Origin of the sequence: Microcoleus sp. S28C3 (assembly GCF_036700785.1) — a bacterium.
Classification (GTDB): Bacteria; Cyanobacteriota; Cyanobacteriia; order Cyanobacteriales; family Microcoleaceae; genus Microcoleus; species Microcoleus asticus.
The window spans coordinates 14,460-30,023 of record NZ_JAUBPO010000095.1 but is presented as its reverse complement, the minus strand read 5'-3'; the positions used below and the strand labels follow the sequence as shown (position 1 = coordinate 30,023).

At 40.7% G+C, this 15,564-nt stretch carries 14 protein-coding genes; 3 read left to right on the top strand and 11 right to left on the bottom strand.

The features are described 5' to 3' along the window. Positions 1 to 262 precede the first annotated feature (262 nt). The 11 genes from QUA13_RS24400 to QUA13_RS24350 all read right to left on the bottom strand — a co-directional run bounded on the left by QUA13_RS24400 (position 263) and on the right by QUA13_RS24350 (position 12,370). Positions 263 to 430: a hypothetical protein gene (locus tag QUA13_RS24400; protein ID WP_333202711.1), complete on the bottom strand. Its 168-nt coding sequence runs from the start codon at positions 428 to 430 to the stop codon at positions 263 to 265. Between the two features lie 252 nt (positions 431 to 682). After that, entirely contained in the window at positions 683 to 3,025 is a 2,343-nt protein-coding gene (locus tag QUA13_RS24395; RefSeq protein ID WP_333202709.1) for a glycoside hydrolase family 31 protein, read from the bottom strand. 125 nt (positions 3,026 to 3,150) lie between these two features. After that, positions 3,151 to 3,993, bottom strand: a complete 843-nt coding sequence (locus tag QUA13_RS24390; RefSeq protein ID WP_333202707.1) for an HAD-IIB family hydrolase — start codon at positions 3,991 to 3,993, stop codon at positions 3,151 to 3,153. A gap of 74 nt (positions 3,994 to 4,067) precedes the next feature. Beyond that, positions 4,068 to 4,823 (bottom strand): 3-oxoacyl-ACP reductase family protein, encoded by a 756-nt coding sequence (locus QUA13_RS24385; RefSeq protein WP_333202705.1) that lies wholly within the window; start codon positions 4,821 to 4,823, stop codon positions 4,068 to 4,070. Between the two features lie 53 nt (positions 4,824 to 4,876). Next, positions 4,877 to 5,701 carry a sugar phosphate isomerase/epimerase family protein gene (locus QUA13_RS24380; RefSeq protein WP_333202703.1) on the bottom strand — a complete coding sequence of 275 codons (825 nt, stop codon included), beginning with the start codon at positions 5,699 to 5,701 and terminating at the stop codon, positions 4,877 to 4,879. A gap of 90 nt (positions 5,702 to 5,791) precedes the next feature. Next, entirely contained in the window at positions 5,792 to 6,919 is a 1,128-nt protein-coding gene (locus QUA13_RS24375; protein WP_333202701.1) for a DegT/DnrJ/EryC1/StrS family aminotransferase, read from the bottom strand. A gap of 5 nt (positions 6,920 to 6,924) precedes the next feature. Then, positions 6,925 to 7,347 carry a secondary thiamine-phosphate synthase enzyme YjbQ gene (locus tag QUA13_RS24370; protein WP_445242744.1) on the bottom strand — a complete coding sequence of 141 codons (423 nt, stop codon included), beginning with the start codon at positions 7,345 to 7,347 and terminating at the stop codon, positions 6,925 to 6,927. 9 nt (positions 7,348 to 7,356) lie between these two features. Continuing rightward, on the bottom strand, positions 7,357 to 8,361 hold the full coding sequence (locus QUA13_RS24365) for an SDR family oxidoreductase (RefSeq protein ID WP_333202699.1): 1,005 nt from the start codon (positions 8,359 to 8,361) through the stop codon (positions 7,357 to 7,359). Positions 8,362 to 8,521: 160 nt separating this feature from the next. Continuing rightward, positions 8,522 to 9,814, bottom strand: a complete 1,293-nt coding sequence (locus tag QUA13_RS24360; protein ID WP_333202697.1) for a glycosyltransferase family 61 protein — start codon at positions 9,812 to 9,814, stop codon at positions 8,522 to 8,524. 118 nt (positions 9,815 to 9,932) lie between these two features. Then, on the bottom strand, positions 9,933 to 10,469 hold the full coding sequence (gmhB, locus tag QUA13_RS24355; RefSeq protein ID WP_333202695.1) for a D-glycero-beta-D-manno-heptose 1,7-bisphosphate 7-phosphatase: 537 nt from the start codon (positions 10,467 to 10,469) through the stop codon (positions 9,933 to 9,935). Then, positions 10,466 to 12,370 carry a transketolase C-terminal domain-containing protein gene (locus tag QUA13_RS24350; protein ID WP_333202693.1) on the bottom strand — a complete coding sequence of 635 codons (1,905 nt, stop codon included), beginning with the start codon at positions 12,368 to 12,370 and terminating at the stop codon, positions 10,466 to 10,468. Before QUA13_RS24350 ends, gmhB begins: the two co-directional genes overlap by 4 nt. Positions 12,371 to 12,639: 269 nt before the next feature. Here QUA13_RS24350 and QUA13_RS24345 point away from each other — a divergent pair, with 269 nt between their 5' ends. The 3 genes from QUA13_RS24345 (at position 12,640) to QUA13_RS24335 (ending at position 15,563) form a co-directional block, all read left to right on the top strand. Then, the gene (locus tag QUA13_RS24345; protein ID WP_333202691.1) at positions 12,640 to 13,839 is read left to right on the top strand and encodes a glycosyltransferase family 61 protein; all 1,200 of its coding nucleotides are present in this window, start codon (positions 12,640 to 12,642) and stop codon (positions 13,837 to 13,839) included. A gap of 77 nt (positions 13,840 to 13,916) precedes the next feature. Further along, positions 13,917 to 14,612 (top strand): sulfotransferase, encoded by a 696-nt coding sequence (locus tag QUA13_RS24340; RefSeq protein WP_333202689.1) that lies wholly within the window; start codon positions 13,917 to 13,919, stop codon positions 14,610 to 14,612. A gap of 78 nt (positions 14,613 to 14,690) precedes the next feature. After that, a complete protein-coding gene (locus QUA13_RS24335; protein WP_333202687.1) occupies positions 14,691 to 15,563 on the top strand; it encodes a hypothetical protein in 873 nt (290 codons plus the stop codon). Position 15,564 lies beyond the last annotated feature (1 nt).

Here is a 15,564-nt window from a genome sequence, read left to right as displayed (position 1 = left end):
AATTAATAATTAAATGGAGTCGCAAAATCAAAAATAAGGGTAATGCTTGTATCACAGTTTAAATGTGCAACAGCTTATCGCCTAAAAAAACACAAAAAACGAAACCCCTGAAAAAGATTGCTCAAACCGATGCTATTTTCGAGAATGTGTTCCGCAGATGTGGGATGTAAGACCTTCATCAACTCTTCAATCACTCCTTGTTTCCTCCACTGTTTGTAGTGCCAATATACTGTTGAGTAGGGTGGTAAATATCCATGGTAAATCACCCCAATTGCAACCATTTTTGAGTCGATCGGGCGATGCAATTTAAAATTTCTCTTTGAGTCCAGCTAGGGGGACGACTTTTCTTTTTTAGTGGAAATATTTGAGAGAGTAAGGGCGACAAAGTTTCCCATTCGGCATCTGTGAGATTAGTAGAGTATGGCATCATCCGATCTGACTATTTTGATGGTAATTTTACCTCAATTCTGCAGGGGGGGAACCTACAACCCGAGCACCCGCAGTCATTCGAGTACCCGCGGTCATTCAATCGCCCGTAGCGAGCGAACTATATGGTTTTGAGGGATCGTTTTACCAAAGGATTTAATACCAGAGTCAGGACTTTAAGCTAACAGGCATCAAACCAGATACAACCTAGATACCTCAAAGGCTTGTGAGACAACAAAAAGATCCTAAATGGGTTCTATATTGAAAACGTCAACTGCTGTGCAGTGCCACGATCGACAAAGCGTTGTTCACCAATGCCGACGAGTTCCACGATAGTTTCACGCCCTGCAGGTAAAAAGCTACCCTCTCGCGATCCAATCTCAACAATAATTTGTTGCCCTTCGGAACGAACTTGATAAGTTGTCGTGCAAAAGGCACCTGTTTTGTAATCAAAAGTATGACCATCATCCTCATAAAGAGTAAACTGACCTGTGCCCCTCCAGATCCGAAGCGTCAGAGCGTCTAGGGGGCGTTCATCTACGTATTGCATTACTGGTGCCATCGGAATAATAGAGCCTGCACGGACATATAATGGCATCCGCTCTAGTGGTGCGTGGGCTAGGATAGCGATCGGCCCTTCAAAAACCTCGTCACTCCACCAGTCGTACCAGCGACCTTCCGGCAAATAAACGGCACGGTGTTCGACACCTGGACGGTAAATCGGTGCTGCTAGTAACGAAGGGCCAAGCATTATCTGATCGGCGATAGTGAAGGTCTTCGGGTCATTGGGAAAATGATAGAGCAAGGGGCGCAAAATTGGCGCTCCTGTAGTTGCCGCTTCCCAGAAGAGGGTGTATGTGTAGGGCAGCAATTGGTAACGGAGTTCGATGTATTCGCGACAAATTTTTTCAACCTGGTCACCAAATGCCCAAGGTTCGTGCTGTGCTGTAGTTAGCGCCGAGTGACCCCGCATGAACGGGTAAAGCATTCCTAACTGCATCCAACGAGCAAATAATTCCGCCGTCGCATTACCCGCAAACCCTCCAATATCCGTACCCACAAAAGCGACGCCCGATAAACCCAGGTTACAAAGCATCGGGATGGACATCTCCATGTGTTCCCACAAAGATTGATTATCCCCCGTCCATACGGCTGACCAACGTTGAATGCCAGCATATCCGGCGCGGGTTAGGAAGAAAGCACGCTCTCCCGGACGTGACTTTTCCATCCCTTGATAAGATGCCTGTGCCATCATCAACCCGTAGAGGTTGTGAGTTTCTGCATGGTTTGTTTTCTCATCTGCTGGACCCTGCGGAGCATCAAGGGGAAACGTTATTTTGTTACCAGGGTCGCCGAACGGTCGGTCATCAAGTGCGGGTTCGTTCATATCGTTCCAGATACCAGCAACACCGATTTCGGTTAGGCTTTTTTGTAAATTTCCCCACCAGTCCCTGACTTCAGGGCGCATGAAGTCGGGAAAAACAGCTTTATCAGGCCAAACGTAGCCGTGAAACAGTTGACCGTTAGTTTTGCGGATAAAATAGTCGTTCTTAAGTCCCTCGTCAAAGACTTGATAATCGGCTTCTGGGTCGTATTTCACCCCAGGTTCAGAAATTGGCACCACCTTAAAGCCATTCTGCTTGAGGTCGTCTACCAATTCTTTCGGGTTAGCGAACCGCTTGGGACTCCAGGTAAAAATCCGGTACCCATTCATGTAGTCGATATCGAAGTGGATGACATCGCAGGGAATCTGGCGCTGACGAAATTCACTAGCTAATTTGCGGATTATATCTTGTGACTCGTAACTCCAGCGACACTGGTGATACCCAAGCGACCATCGAGGCGGCATAGGCATCCGTCCGGTTAGCTGAGTATAAGTATCGAGAATTTTTGCGGGTTCGGGGCCGTAAATAATGTAATAATCCAGTTCGCTAGCTTGCGTTTCCATCCGCCAGACTCCAGGTTGCTCTGCACCTATATCGAATCGACTCCAAAATGTGGTGTTGAAGAAAACTCCATACCCCACTCCCGGACGCAACGCCATAAAAAAGGGAATCGCGTGATACATACTGTCTGTAAGAATGCCGAAATCAATGGCATCACTTGTCCAATTAGTTCTCACTTTAGACAGTTGGTCGAGTAAACCAGTGGGTTCGCCGAAGCCATAGAAATGTTCGTCAGCTTCAATTTGTTTCCACCCAGCAGTAGTGTCAGTCCGCCACCCCATCGCCTGGTCTGTATCCTGGGCAAAGGGTTGTCCGGATTTGTCGAAGCATTGGATACGACAAGGATTTTGGTTAACAAGAACGCGAAGCTGTTCAGTCTGAATTTCTACTGCATCTAAGGTTTCTCGCACCTCAAACGGCACAGTAGGCCATTCTTCATCTGCTTGTGTGACTGCCCATGACCGATGAGGCAGGAATTGACCAGTTGGCGTCATCCGTACCCGAATTAAGTTTGGTGCAAGCACGCTAATAGCAAGGCAGGGGTCGCCGCATTTGAAGAGGATACGGCGCTCATTCTGTTGTATTGATTGTACTGCTCCCAGGTTTGACCAAGGCTGCTCGCTGGTATGCAGTTGCCCGAAGTATTGCGGCATAATCGGTGATTAAAAGATAATTGTTTCCCCAATTGAGATTTACATAAACTACTGGTAAAAAGCTTGTATCTTTAGGCATAGCAAAGATTTAAATTTAACTTTGGCAATAGTCCTAAATTCATAAATTACTTTATAAGTCTTTTTAATACAGACAATATTCCTTTGGTGTACTCATTATTTTCTATTTGAGAATGCAATTTTTTAGCTTCGCTTGTAGCGTTGCCAACTAAATAACCATGTCCAACTGCTTGAAGCATTTCGATATCATTGCCACTTTCGCCAAAAGCTATAGAGTTTTGATAGTTTACATTTGTCTGCTTTAAAATAAAATCAACTATATGTTTTTTCCCTGTTCCTGAAGGGATAAAATCGACATCATAGCAATTTTGGGGATCTCCAACTAATGGATTACATTGACTAATATTTACTTTAATTCCTGCATTTTTAGCTAAATATTTTATTTTGACAAACACCTGTATATCAAGTTGTTTGTTTTGTTGATAGTAATAGTAATTTTTTAAAAAATGAGAATCTGCTATTTGAGGTTGTGGTATCAGATTTATTCCATCTAATTTTAAAATATTAACTAAATCATTAACTAACTTATCTGAAAACCCAGTTTTTCTGAGATTGCTTTCCCATGTTTCATCTTTTTCACCGTAGTGTTTTTCATCGAAGTACATCAGTTCTGTACCTAAACTACTGGCAATAAAATGAGGTAATAATCTTAACTCATATCTACTCATTTTAGAGAACACTGAAGTTATACTGCTGCCAGTAACCCAACCAAAGATAATTTGTTTTTCATGAGAGTTGTTTAGTAAATACTCCTCAAGTTCTTTTTGCTCGTTTTGATGACACTCTTTGTTTTCGTGAGCAAGATAAGTTTCATCAAAATCTGTAAAAACAACGTATTTTGGTTTTGTGACTGGAGGTAAGAGCTTTGTCTTATGTTCGGAATATTTCATATCAAGCCTCGACAATCTTATTTGTGCTTCTATTAGGAGTTGCTATGAATTCTTTAGTGTCAAAAAATCTGGATTTACATGAGAGATATACCACCATTGATACACAAATACTGTCCAGTAACAAATTGGGACTCTTGACTAGCGAAGTAAAGCACTGCTTCCGCAATATCCTGTGGGGTGCCAAAACGCTGCATGGGAACTCTTGCTTGGTAAGCATCTTTTTTCTCCTGAGTGGTAGTCTCGTGACGTTCTACAGGAATCCACCCTGGAGCGATCGCATTCACTGTAATGCCAAATGGAGCAAGTTCGGTTGCCATGCTGCGGGTGAACCCGATTTGCCCGCCTTTAGCGGTAACATAAGCACTAAAGTTGTTGACTGTCCGAAAAAAAACATCGCTACTGATATTGATAATTCGTCCCCATTGTTTCTCCTTCATCGCGGGTAAGCAAGCACGGGTGAGCAAGAAAGGACTCTTGATAAAAAAGTCGATCATTGTCTGGAAATTTTGCCAAGTGTACTCTTCAAAGGGTATCTGGGGCTGATTCCCTGTTGCATTCAGCACTAAAATATCTACCGATCCTAACTGTGTAGCGATCGCTTCGTAAATCGCTGTCACATCTTCTTCATTGGTTACATCACCCTTGACGAGGACAGCCTCACAGCCAAGGTCCTGTAACTCTGCCAGCGCACTTTCTGCACGCGATACATTGTTGTTGTAGTTGAGGGCAACCTTAGCACCCGCTAAACCTAGCCTCAACGCGATCGCTTTCCCCAACCCAGCACTGCTTCCTGTGACTAAGGCAACGTGTCCATCTAAAGAAAATGACATTTAATCGGGTATCCTCTTATAAAAATTAGAAATCACGTGACTGAGAACAGGAATCAAAACTCTTGTAACAATTGGCACAAATAATCCAAACTCTCTTTAGTGCCATGCTGAACATCTGCTGGTTCTTCGTACTCAACTGCCCAGTATCCTCGATAACCTGCATTCAATAGTTCTGTGATAATAGGCTCCCAAACGATTTCTCCCTTTCCAAAAGCACAGAACTGGGGCCTGCCATCAGCCCATGTGACATCTTTCCAATGACTGTAGTTTACCCAAGGAAGGATGTAGCGTAGTGCCATCAGAGGATCTGTCCCCTGGTTCAAAAAGTTAGCAGGATCGTAGTTGACTCCAACCACAGGACTCTTGATGCCTTCCATAATCTTGGCAACTCGTTGCCCTGTTGCTGTTGGACCACCGTGATTTTCAATGGTTATTTTAATACCATGTGCTTCGGCGTAATCACCAATTTGGTTAAAAGCATAGTGAAGCCGAGTAAAAACCTCTGGCGGAACGTTATCGTTTCTATGACCACCAGATAATAAGCGGACGAATTTTGCTCCCAGTTGTTTAGCTGTGTCAATAAAACGCTGTACTCTTTGAATCTCTTTTTCGAGAGCTATTTCGTCGGGAATAGTGAAATCATTTCGTGCGGCTATACAGATGATATCTACTCCGGCTTCCTCTGCCCAAGTAGCAATCTTGGCGACTGATTCGTCGTTACCACTATCTAAAAGGTGTTTGGGTGCTTGTGGATGAGCATTGACTTCTACTGAGCGAATACCTTGGTTGGCTACCCAGTGAAAATATTCCGGTATTTCTACTTCTCTCCAGCCCCAAGCTGCACAGGCAATGTTTGATGAATTGATGTTATTCGGCATATTTAAACCTCTTGATACGACTGTTTTAAACGTTAGGAATGCCAAATTGGATTATATCATTATTTGCGATAAGTTTTTCAAACCTACACATTACACATATTGATAGAACAATTTAATGCTTTGACAGACTTCATCAAGTTGAGCAACTGTTAATTCTGGATAAATAGGTAAACTCAAAATTTGATGAGACTGCATCTCTGCAACAGGAAAACTGCCTTCTGCATAGCCTAATTCTTTGCCTGCTGTAGACAAATGAATTGGTACGGGATAGTGAATTGCCGTGCCAATACCGCGATCGCTCAAAAATTGGCGCAATTCATCGCGCCGTTTAGCTTGGATGACGAAGGTGTGGTACACGCATTTTTCCCGCTCACGTTCTGACGGCATTTGGATCTGAGGAATGCCAGCAAGTTGAGTTTGGTAATAGCGAGCATTTTCCCGACGTCGCTGTGTCCATTCCTGGAGGTAGCGCAATTTGACTAAAAGAATTGCTGCTTGTAAAGTATCTAAACGGGAATTGTGAGACCATAAAACACAGTCATCGCGACTACGCAAGCCAATATTACGCATAATTTTCAGCTTGTCGTGCAGTTCTGAATTATCTGTAACTAACACTCCCCCATCTCCACAAGCATTTAAGTTTTTGAGTGGATGTAAGCTAAAACAGCCCACTGTTCCAAAAGAACCCACTGGCTGACCTTGATACTCAGCCAGTACAGCTTGAGCCGCATCCTCTACTACGGCTATTCCTTTTTCTTGAGCAAGGGTTAAAATTGGCTCCATATCGCAAGGTCGCCCTGTAAGATGGACTGGGAGAATTGCCTTGGTCTTAGGGGTAATGGCAGATGAAATTTGGCTGGGATCAATATTGTAATCATCGCCCACATCAACAAATACAGGTCTAGCTCCAAGCACGCGAATACAGCTAGCTGAAGCCACAAAAGAATTAGGAACAGTAATAACTTCATCACCGGAACGAATACCAATTGCTTTGAGTGCGAAAATTAAAGCATCTGTCCCAGAATTTACGCCAATGGCATAACGAACACCGCACAATTGAGCAAACTGACGCTCAAACTCAGCAACTTGCTCGCCTAAAATAAAGTTCCCTTCATCGATGACTTCGCTAATTTCTGCCAGCAACTCAGACTTCAGGGAAGCGTGTTGACTTTTGAGATTGACGAAGGGAATTTGATTAATCCCTAATTGTTTTTGCACTTTATTTAATATCCCAAAATGTTAATAATCACTTCACGAGAATGACCAGACTGGCGATGTTCCCAAATATAGATGTCTTGCAAGCGACCCACCAGCAAAAGACCTTCACCAACGGGAATTTGTTCGGAAGTGTTGGTGAGGGCGGCTCGAATATGGGCAGGCATATCGTCTAAACCCTCTCCTGCTAAGAGATATTGACCTGTTTCTGGAACTAATTTGGCAAAAAATGCTTCTACATCCGGTCGCGCATCATTTTCCTGAATCAGTAAACTGGCTGAAGTATGACGCAGGAAAAGAGTACAAAGCCCTGCTTGAATTCCCGATTCTGTGACGATCGCTTGCACTTGGGGTGTAATTTGACAGAGCGATTTACCAGTGGTTAGTACCTGAATCGCTTGTTGGTAAAGTCTTATGGATGCGTTTGTCATGTTAATTCTTTAACCTAGATGCTCAAACCAGGATTTTGTCTCTTGCTGAATCGCTCCCGGTGTCCAGACTGGAGCATCTCGCCAGAGTTCAATATTTGCTAACATCTCAGCTACCCCTTGACTCAAGGTTACTTGAGGTTGCCATCCTAAAAGAGTCGTAGCCTTGGTAATATCTGCCCAAGTACAATCGGGTTCTCCTGGACGTTTGGGGATATGGACGATCGGGCCTTCTAATAATTGAACGAGTCTCAAAACGCTTTCTGATTGACCGGAACCAATGTTGATAATTTCGCCTATAATATTATCAGATTGAGCAGCTTTGACAAACGCTTCTACTACATCGCTGACAAAGGTAAAGTCTCTAGTTTGACTCCCATCGCCCACGACAGTGAAAGGTGTTCCGGCTAGTTTCTGAGCCAAAAATACGCCAAATACTGCACCATACGCGCCAGTCGTGCGCGATCGCGGCCCATAAACGTTAAATAGTCGTAATGAAAGGGCTGGAAGTTTATAAACTTGCGCCCAATGCATGACGAGTTGTTCCCCCATATATTTAGTCAATCCGTAGGGGTGTTTGGGATGGCAGGGATATGTTTCTGGTGTTGGATATTGGTCAGGAATGCCGTAGCAGGTAGAGGAAGCTGTGTAAATAAACCTCTCGATTTGAGCAGTACGGCAAGCCTCCAAAAGAGCGAAGGTACTATGTAAATTAGAATGATAGTAGTCTCCAGGATTTTGGATTGAGGGAACTAAATCAGCTAATCCTGCTAAATGAAATACCCAATCAATGTCTGCTAGGGTGGGAGCGGAAATAGTGGCTATATCCTGCTCCATAAAAGTAAACTTTTTAGAGGTTTGAGCTACTTTTAGATTAGCAGTTCGCCCTGTAACCAGATTATCCAAACCAACAACACTATGACCGGATTTTAGGAGGCGATCGCACAAGTGACTGCCAATAAACCCAGCAGCACCAGTCACTAAGCAACGTTTAGGAGAATTCACTTGACTGTTCATTCAAAGCTTGATATTCTAATCTTTTAGAACGTTTATTAGTATAACACACTTTTGTCTCACCAATTCAATTTATATCTTCTAAATGTATTTTTGTATTATACTGTTGTGGATCGCGTGTATCGGTTGGTTTTTTCTGTTATCAAATAGGATAGCTCTATAACTATAACTTTTTGTTTGACATTTTATAAATGAGTTTAGTTAATTCTTCGCAGTCAACAATAATATTCTCGTTATTTGCTTCACAAAAGAGACATCCGTAATTAAATCCTAAGCCTTGAGCTATGGTATAGAAAAAATGACTAATTTTTTGACCAAATATTTCAATAATAGTGGCTCTATGAGAGAAAATCATATTTGTTAATCCGGCTCCATGAGGAGCAACAATAATTTTGGTTTGAGCAAAAATTTTTACCTGCTCTTGCCAATCTATATCTTCAAGAACATAAGTAACAAAATCCATTTTAGCTAAAGTTTCTATCACTTCTTCTTCATTGAGAATGCGTCGAGCATTTGTTTGACGGCGAGAAAGAAAAACGTTTGGACTCAAAGGAATTTTTGAACTCGCATAACTATCTATATTACCAAGAATACGTTCTTTTACCCAAGAACAAGCTTTGATTGAAACTCGGCCTTCTTCCCGCCGCTTAGAGCAAATAACTAATTCGTTAATCTTAGCTCTATATCCATTCCATTGAATACAATCTTCTACCCGATAACCCATCAATTCTAAAGATTTAATTTTCCAATGTGGAGGGTTTTTATCAATTATTAATAATGGTTTTTTGCCTGTCTTTTTAGAATAATATTCCAGGGCTTCTAGCCGAGTTAATCCCTCAGAAATCCAATGAGCGTACAAGCGACTCCAATAATTAACTAATGAACAAGCTAAATCAATATGTTCGGAATCAGAGATCGGTCTAATATATTGGAAATTAAAACCTTGCTTAAGTGTTGAAATGACACTGTGTTCTAAACAGTCTACTCTGTCTAAAGCTGTTTCTAATATAATCTTTTTATCTTCAGAAAACCCAATAGCATCAATTCCAAACAGTTCAACATTTTTAACTTCAGTAGCAAAAGGAACGGTAAATTTAAAAATTCCTTCTTTTTCTTTTAATACACTGGGTATTGGTTGACAACTGATAGGTTGTTGAATTTCAACAGTTTCATCATACTTTAACCGATATAAGTTATGGTTATTTTCGGATGATTCTATCAATTCTGACCTTGTAATTAAATGTTTATTGATATAATTAAACAAAAATAAATAGATCGACTTGATAGCAGCTATTTGTTGATATTCATCTTCAAAATTAGGAAGATTATTTTCCCTTTTATCTTGCTCCATTGCTTCAGTTGTTGTGAGAAGATGAGCATCGATAAAATTTAATAATATAGGATATATTATTTTGATAATCAGCAAATGTTTAAGACTGCTCCCAACTATGTTCATCTATTTATAAGCCTCTCCGTTTAGATTGCCACTTAAAAAGTAATTCTTTTCATGTCTTTAAGAAGAAAGTTCCGGGGAGTTTCTCAATAATTAATAAACAGATTTACCTCCAATATTTTTAAACAAAATACTTTAGTTGGGCTAAGTTGTCCAGCCGAGCCGAAACCTCTATCTCTTCTTGAGCAACAACTTCTTTACTCAGCAAATAAAATCTACCGACCCCTGCCGATTTGGCAGCTTGCATATCCGATATTTTATCACCAATCATCATTGACCTTTTAAGATCTATTGGATATTTCCGGCAAGCCTGTTCAATCATTCCTGGGGACGGTTTACGACACCTGCAGTTCCTGCAATAATTAGGTATAGCAGCTTGGGGGTGATGTGGGCAATAAAAGACATCCAGCAATGGCACGCCTTGTCTGGTAAACTGCTCGCACATCCATTCACTCAGGTCTAAAAAGTCCTGTTCGGAATAATAACCGCGGGCAATACCCGACTGATTAGTAATTACAATCAGCTCGTAACCCAAATTATGCAGTAGACGACAGACTGTAAACACGCCCTCGATAAACTCAAACTGCTCACGAATCGCAACATACCCATAATCAACATTGATAACACCATCGCGATCGAGAAAAGCTACTTTGATCACCTCGCTAAGTCCTTGACTTTGTTCATAATCCCAATAGCATCAATACCTTGATGAGGTAATTGCTCCCATACTCCACTCGAACCTTCTTGATGAGTACCCATATAGGCATATTTGGGAGAAAAACCCCGCTCTAGTAACCAGGACCCAAATCGAATTCCCAGCCCTGTGCGACGATTTAACGATTCAACCACCAAGACAAAGGGTGTGGAGCCAATCTTTGCCATGATGTCTTCATCAACCAGATTCAGCGTTGGCTTGTTGATTAGCCCTACATCAATTCCTGCTTGCTTGAGATTTTCCACCACCTCAAGAGCGCGGTAAATTACTTCACCAAAGCTGACAATGTACCCTGCTGTACCCTCACGTACAACGTCATCTTTTCCGGGAACAAAGGTATAGCCGTCTCCATACAAAGGTTTGCCATCAGCATCCAGGATATCGGGGACTGGGGAACGACTGGAAAAGATAAACCGTAAACCAGGTTGATGAAACACAGTCTCCACACAGGCTTTCATTTGACCGCCATCTACTGGATAATAAAGACGGGTTTCGTAGCCATCATCTAGCCCGTTATCTGCAAACATATTATTCAAACCAAAATGGCAGCTATTATCTGCTATTTCATCTATACCACTATGGGAAAATTGGCACAGAACGTTGGATTTATTCAGCCGCGCCATTGTGATTTCTGAAATGCACATTTCTAAAAAGGCGCTATAGGTGCTGAAAATCCCCTGTTTTCCTTCCTCCATGCCAAATCCTGCGGCGGCTGCGAAATTTCCTCGCTCCATGATGCCACCGCGATAGAAAATCTCTGGATAGGCTTGACTAATTTTGTTAATCCCACAGGACTCTCCCAAATCACTGTCGATGCACATCACATTTTCTTGGCGTTCTGCGGGAGTCATGGAACCGAGAATTGAAACGACGGTGGCATCGAAGATATGGCGAGTTTTACTGCTAGAACCTGTAAAGGTGTAGGTTGGTTTGAGTGGAACAATTCCTTTGAGATAATTAACGGCTTGAGTGTGTCCGCGAGTTTCCAGATAAGCGATCGCCAAATCCAACGCAAGAGCATCATGACCAAGGGGCGTACCCTCTACCCCGCTAATACCAGGACACATTTGGCGTTTATTCACAACCGCTACGGGACCGTCTGTGGTAGCTGCTTCACACAAACGACGATACAAATCATCTAGGTTTTCGCCTTCTCCTGTTAGTACATTTAGCCCATGTCCAGCTAAGGTTTGACTGACATTAAAACCTGGTAAATAATCTGAAGGGTATCCACTACAGGTAGAATTGTTATCGTCAATAATTAACTTGACATTGAGATTTTTGGCTACAGCTAAACGTGCTGCTTCGGCATTATTTCCTTCTTGCTGTGACCCATCTGATCCCAGACAAAAGACTACCCGATTCGGATTGGCGATCGCAACTCCATTCACATAAGGCCACATATGTCCCAATCTCCCAGCACTAAATTTCACCCCAGGAGTGCGTCCCCGTTCCGGATGAGCAAGAAGTTTGGAATAGGGTTCTCGATAGTGCAGCAGATTTTCAGCATCAAGATCGCCGAGTAGAGTCGCCATGAGATATTGTGTGGCAACTCGGTGTCCGGCTTCATCGAAGAAAATCGGTACAAACTTATCTGGTACTCCCCGAAAGAAAGCATCTAGAATCATAACTTCGGGAACTGTATCATAAGCCCCTCCTGTATGACCGCCTACGCCTTTTGCTGCTGCTATGGCAGTAAAAAAAACAATAGTGTCTCGACAAAGTTGAATATTAGCTTTCAGCGTTTCTCTTTGCTCATTCGTCAAAGTTGAATTAGTCGGGTCTAATTTTAACGGTTTGTAAGTATCTAGTTTAATGGGAAAGCGTAAGGTTGTTACAGGCATTGGTTCTCGTTCCTTAGAGCTTATCGAGTTTTTCTTAAGTGAAATGCGTTCTAAAAAATTAGCGCTAGCACTTACCCAGAGTATTCTAGTACCTCGATGTCTCCTCAACTCCTTGTCTTTAACGTTACTTTACAAAGTAGCGTAACAAATTTTTATAAAAGTTATATATTTTTGACATTAAAATAGTTATGTTAAATTAGGTTACGTTTTTGATAATATATAAATATTTTAATCACACAGATATTAGAAATAGGCTAATATCTTAGGCATTGGCAAAAACTAAGGAAAAATATAATTTGATGTTCGGGTTGATTAAACAGATACAAACATGGCAAAAACTAAAGTGGCTACAGTTTCTATTAAGGAAATATATTCAGCAAAATCTAATTGATAGAAAAACCTTGATTTTTCAAGCTGATACCCGTAAGGAAAATAGTTTGTTTTCGCTTAAGTACAAAGAATCAATTTATTATGACCAGTCAATCTCTTCCTATGAGATTCCCGAAATTATCAAAGAAAAAGAAGGAGAGTTTAGTTTTAGTATTCCTTTTGTGGCAGAAATTCAAAATGTATATTTAATTGGTCCTCATGCTGTTGGCGTTACAAAAGATATAAAAATTGTTTTAGAGACAGCATTAGCGAGAGAAGATTGTCTTGAAAAAAGTATTACAGCTACTATAAATCAAGGATTATCTCTACATTACCTACAACCCGCCTCAGATATAAAAAAAATTAATTTTGCTTGCTCATTAATTAATTGTTGGAGCGATTTATATGCCCATTGGATTGTAGAATGTTTGACACGAATTGAAGCACTTGAACACTACTATGAAAAAACTGGTGAACGACCTAAATTAATTATTGAAAAAAATGCTCCTTTGTGGAAAATTCAGTCATTGGAACTAATGGGGTATAGCCGAGAGGATTGCATTGAGTGGCAAGGCTATAAAGCTCAAGTCAACCGATTGGTTATTCCATCCAATCGACGCGAGCAACGTCGTCAATCAATTAAAGCTTGTCGTTGGCTGGGGGAACGAATACTTAGTAATCTTGACTTTAATAAAACTAGCGATATTCCGTTGTCTCCAAAAATTATCATCTCCCGAAGAAAAGCTCTTTGCCGTCGGGTAATTAATGAAGAAGAATTAAATAAAAATTTAGCTGAAATGGGCTTTATTTCCTATGTTTTGGAAGATTTAGATTTTCCAACTCAGGTAAAAATATTTTCCCAGGCAAAAATTATTATTGCTCCTCATGGAGCTGGTTTTGCTAATATGATTTTTTCAAACAACCCAATTATTATTGAGTTGTTTGGTCAAAAACCAAGCTACTTTTTTTATACTCTGGCTAAAGGTCTAGGATTTAAACATGGTTTTATTCTTTGCCAACCACAAGATGATGATATGATTGTTGATTGCCGTGAATTAAATGACTTTCTTAAGCGTATGCTTGACAAAGAAGAAAGTTAATAATACTATCAATTAGGCAGAAAGTTTGATTCAAAAATCATTTATATCCTATTCACATCAGCAGTCAGCAAACAGCTATGAATTATCAATCAATTTTAATAATTACCTACGGTCGAACTGGTTCTACGTTATTACAAGGAGTTCTCAATAGCCTAGAAGGTTGCCTGATTAGAGGAGAAAATAATAATTTCTGCTTTCCTCTATTTAACACTTATCAAGCAATCTTAAAAGCCAAAGAAAAAGCAGCTAATGTTCCGGCTGACTATCCAGCTACGGTTGTCAACCATCCTTGGTATGGAGCGCCTTTATTAAATGAGAAATTATTCCTCACTCGATGCCAATCATTAGTTAAAGAATTAATTATTGCTGACAAGAGCCATTCCCCGCAAATCCAGTGTTACGGCTTTAAAGAAAGATATACTTATCCAGAAATTTTGAATGATTTTGAAGAATATCTTAGCTTTTTAACCAATATTTTTCCCAATGTTGCGTTTCTTTTTAACACCAGAAATATCGAGGATGTTCTTCAAAGTGGGTGGTGGCGAGAACGAGATTATAACACAAGTAAAGAAATAATATTAACAACTGAGGAGCGATTTTATAGTTATTTAACTAAGTATAAAAACACGTTTCATATTCAATACGAAGATGTTATTAGTAAAAGTAATAATTTTAAAAATATGCTTGACTTTTTAGGGTGTTCCTATGATAATCAAAAAATGGACGCTGTACTCAGTCAAAAACATAGTTATGATATCAAACCAAGGCTCTGAGCTGAAGCATTATATTCAGGATGAAGACGCTTCTTTTCTGTAGATGTTCGCTTCTCCTCTAATTAAGGATAGGTTAAGGTGATGAACGACCCACTGAATGAAAACTTAAAAGTGGTACGGCCGGAAAATATTGCTCACAAACTTGAGCGTGCTTTAGCTCAACTGCCGAAAGGAAAAACAGCAAAAATAGAAGAGCCTACTCAATGGGAAGCGGCATTAAACTATGTTTTATTAATTACAATAGCTGAGGAACGATACGTTTTTCGCGCTAGACGCGGCAATTCCTTAGAAGGAATTAACGCATACTTGAAGCGGATGTATGAGAATACAGGGTTTTTAGAAATAGGAGGAAAATTTAAACTTAGAACGATTGCTGAAGAAATTGACTTTATCAGCCGCGCCCTAACTGTTGGGTTGCCTGTTCCTAAGTTAATTAAAGCAGATACAGATTGGATGCTGATTGAATATATTGAAGGAAAATTATTCCATGAATTACTGGAGGCAGGAGAAGTAGAAATTCTGCTCAAGGTTCTGCGAGAACTTAACTTGGCTCACAGACAGGGAATCATTTATGGCGATCGCTGGGGGAAAAATGAAATTATAGATCCCCAAGGAAATGTGCGGCTGATTGATTTTGAGATTGAATGGTCACAAGAGAAAGATGACAACAGAGTTCTTGAAGATTTAGAAATGGCATTTACTATTTTTAGTTGTTTGAGACAAACCCGTAGGCATGATGAATTATTAAAAATTATCCAAACTGATGCCATGCCAATGCTGAAAGCAGAGGGCTATCGAATCAGCAGAATGAGGCAGTTTATTGCAGGTTTCTCTAATTACTACCTTGACCCCAACAAACCAAGTGATACCTGGACTATACCATCAGATTTGTACGCTCCTATAGCTAAAGCAGCAAATCGCTTAATTGCCATATTTGCCGAAGTTGAATAAT

Coding starts and splice junctions, on each gene's coding strand:
- QUA13_RS24395 (WP_333202709.1), bottom strand. CDS start 3,025: ATGCCGCAATACTTCGGGCAACTGCATACCAGCGAGCAGCCTTGGTCA.
- QUA13_RS24350 (WP_333202693.1), bottom strand. CDS start 12,370: ATGCCTGTAACAACCTTACGCTTTCCCATTAAACTAGATACTTACAAA.
- QUA13_RS24380 (WP_333202703.1), bottom strand. CDS start 5,701: ATGCCGAATAACATCAATTCATCAAACATTGCCTGTGCAGCTTGGGGC.
- QUA13_RS24370 (WP_445242744.1), bottom strand. CDS start 7,347: ATGACAAACGCATCCATAAGACTTTACCAACAAGCGATTCAGGTACTA.
- QUA13_RS24340 (WP_333202689.1), top strand. CDS start 13,917: ATGAATTATCAATCAATTTTAATAATTACCTACGGTCGAACTGGTTCT.
- QUA13_RS24390 (WP_333202707.1), bottom strand. CDS start 3,993: ATGAAATATTCCGAACATAAGACAAAGCTCTTACCTCCAGTCACAAAA.
- QUA13_RS24385 (WP_333202705.1), bottom strand. CDS start 4,823: ATGTCATTTTCTTTAGATGGACACGTTGCCTTAGTCACAGGAAGCAGT.
- QUA13_RS24400 (WP_333202711.1), bottom strand. CDS start 430: ATGATGCCATACTCTACTAATCTCACAGATGCCGAATGGGAAACTTTG.
- QUA13_RS24360 (WP_333202697.1), bottom strand. CDS start 9,814: ATGAACATAGTTGGGAGCAGTCTTAAACATTTGCTGATTATCAAAATA.
- QUA13_RS24365 (WP_333202699.1), bottom strand. CDS start 8,361: ATGAACAGTCAAGTGAATTCTCCTAAACGTTGCTTAGTGACTGGTGCT.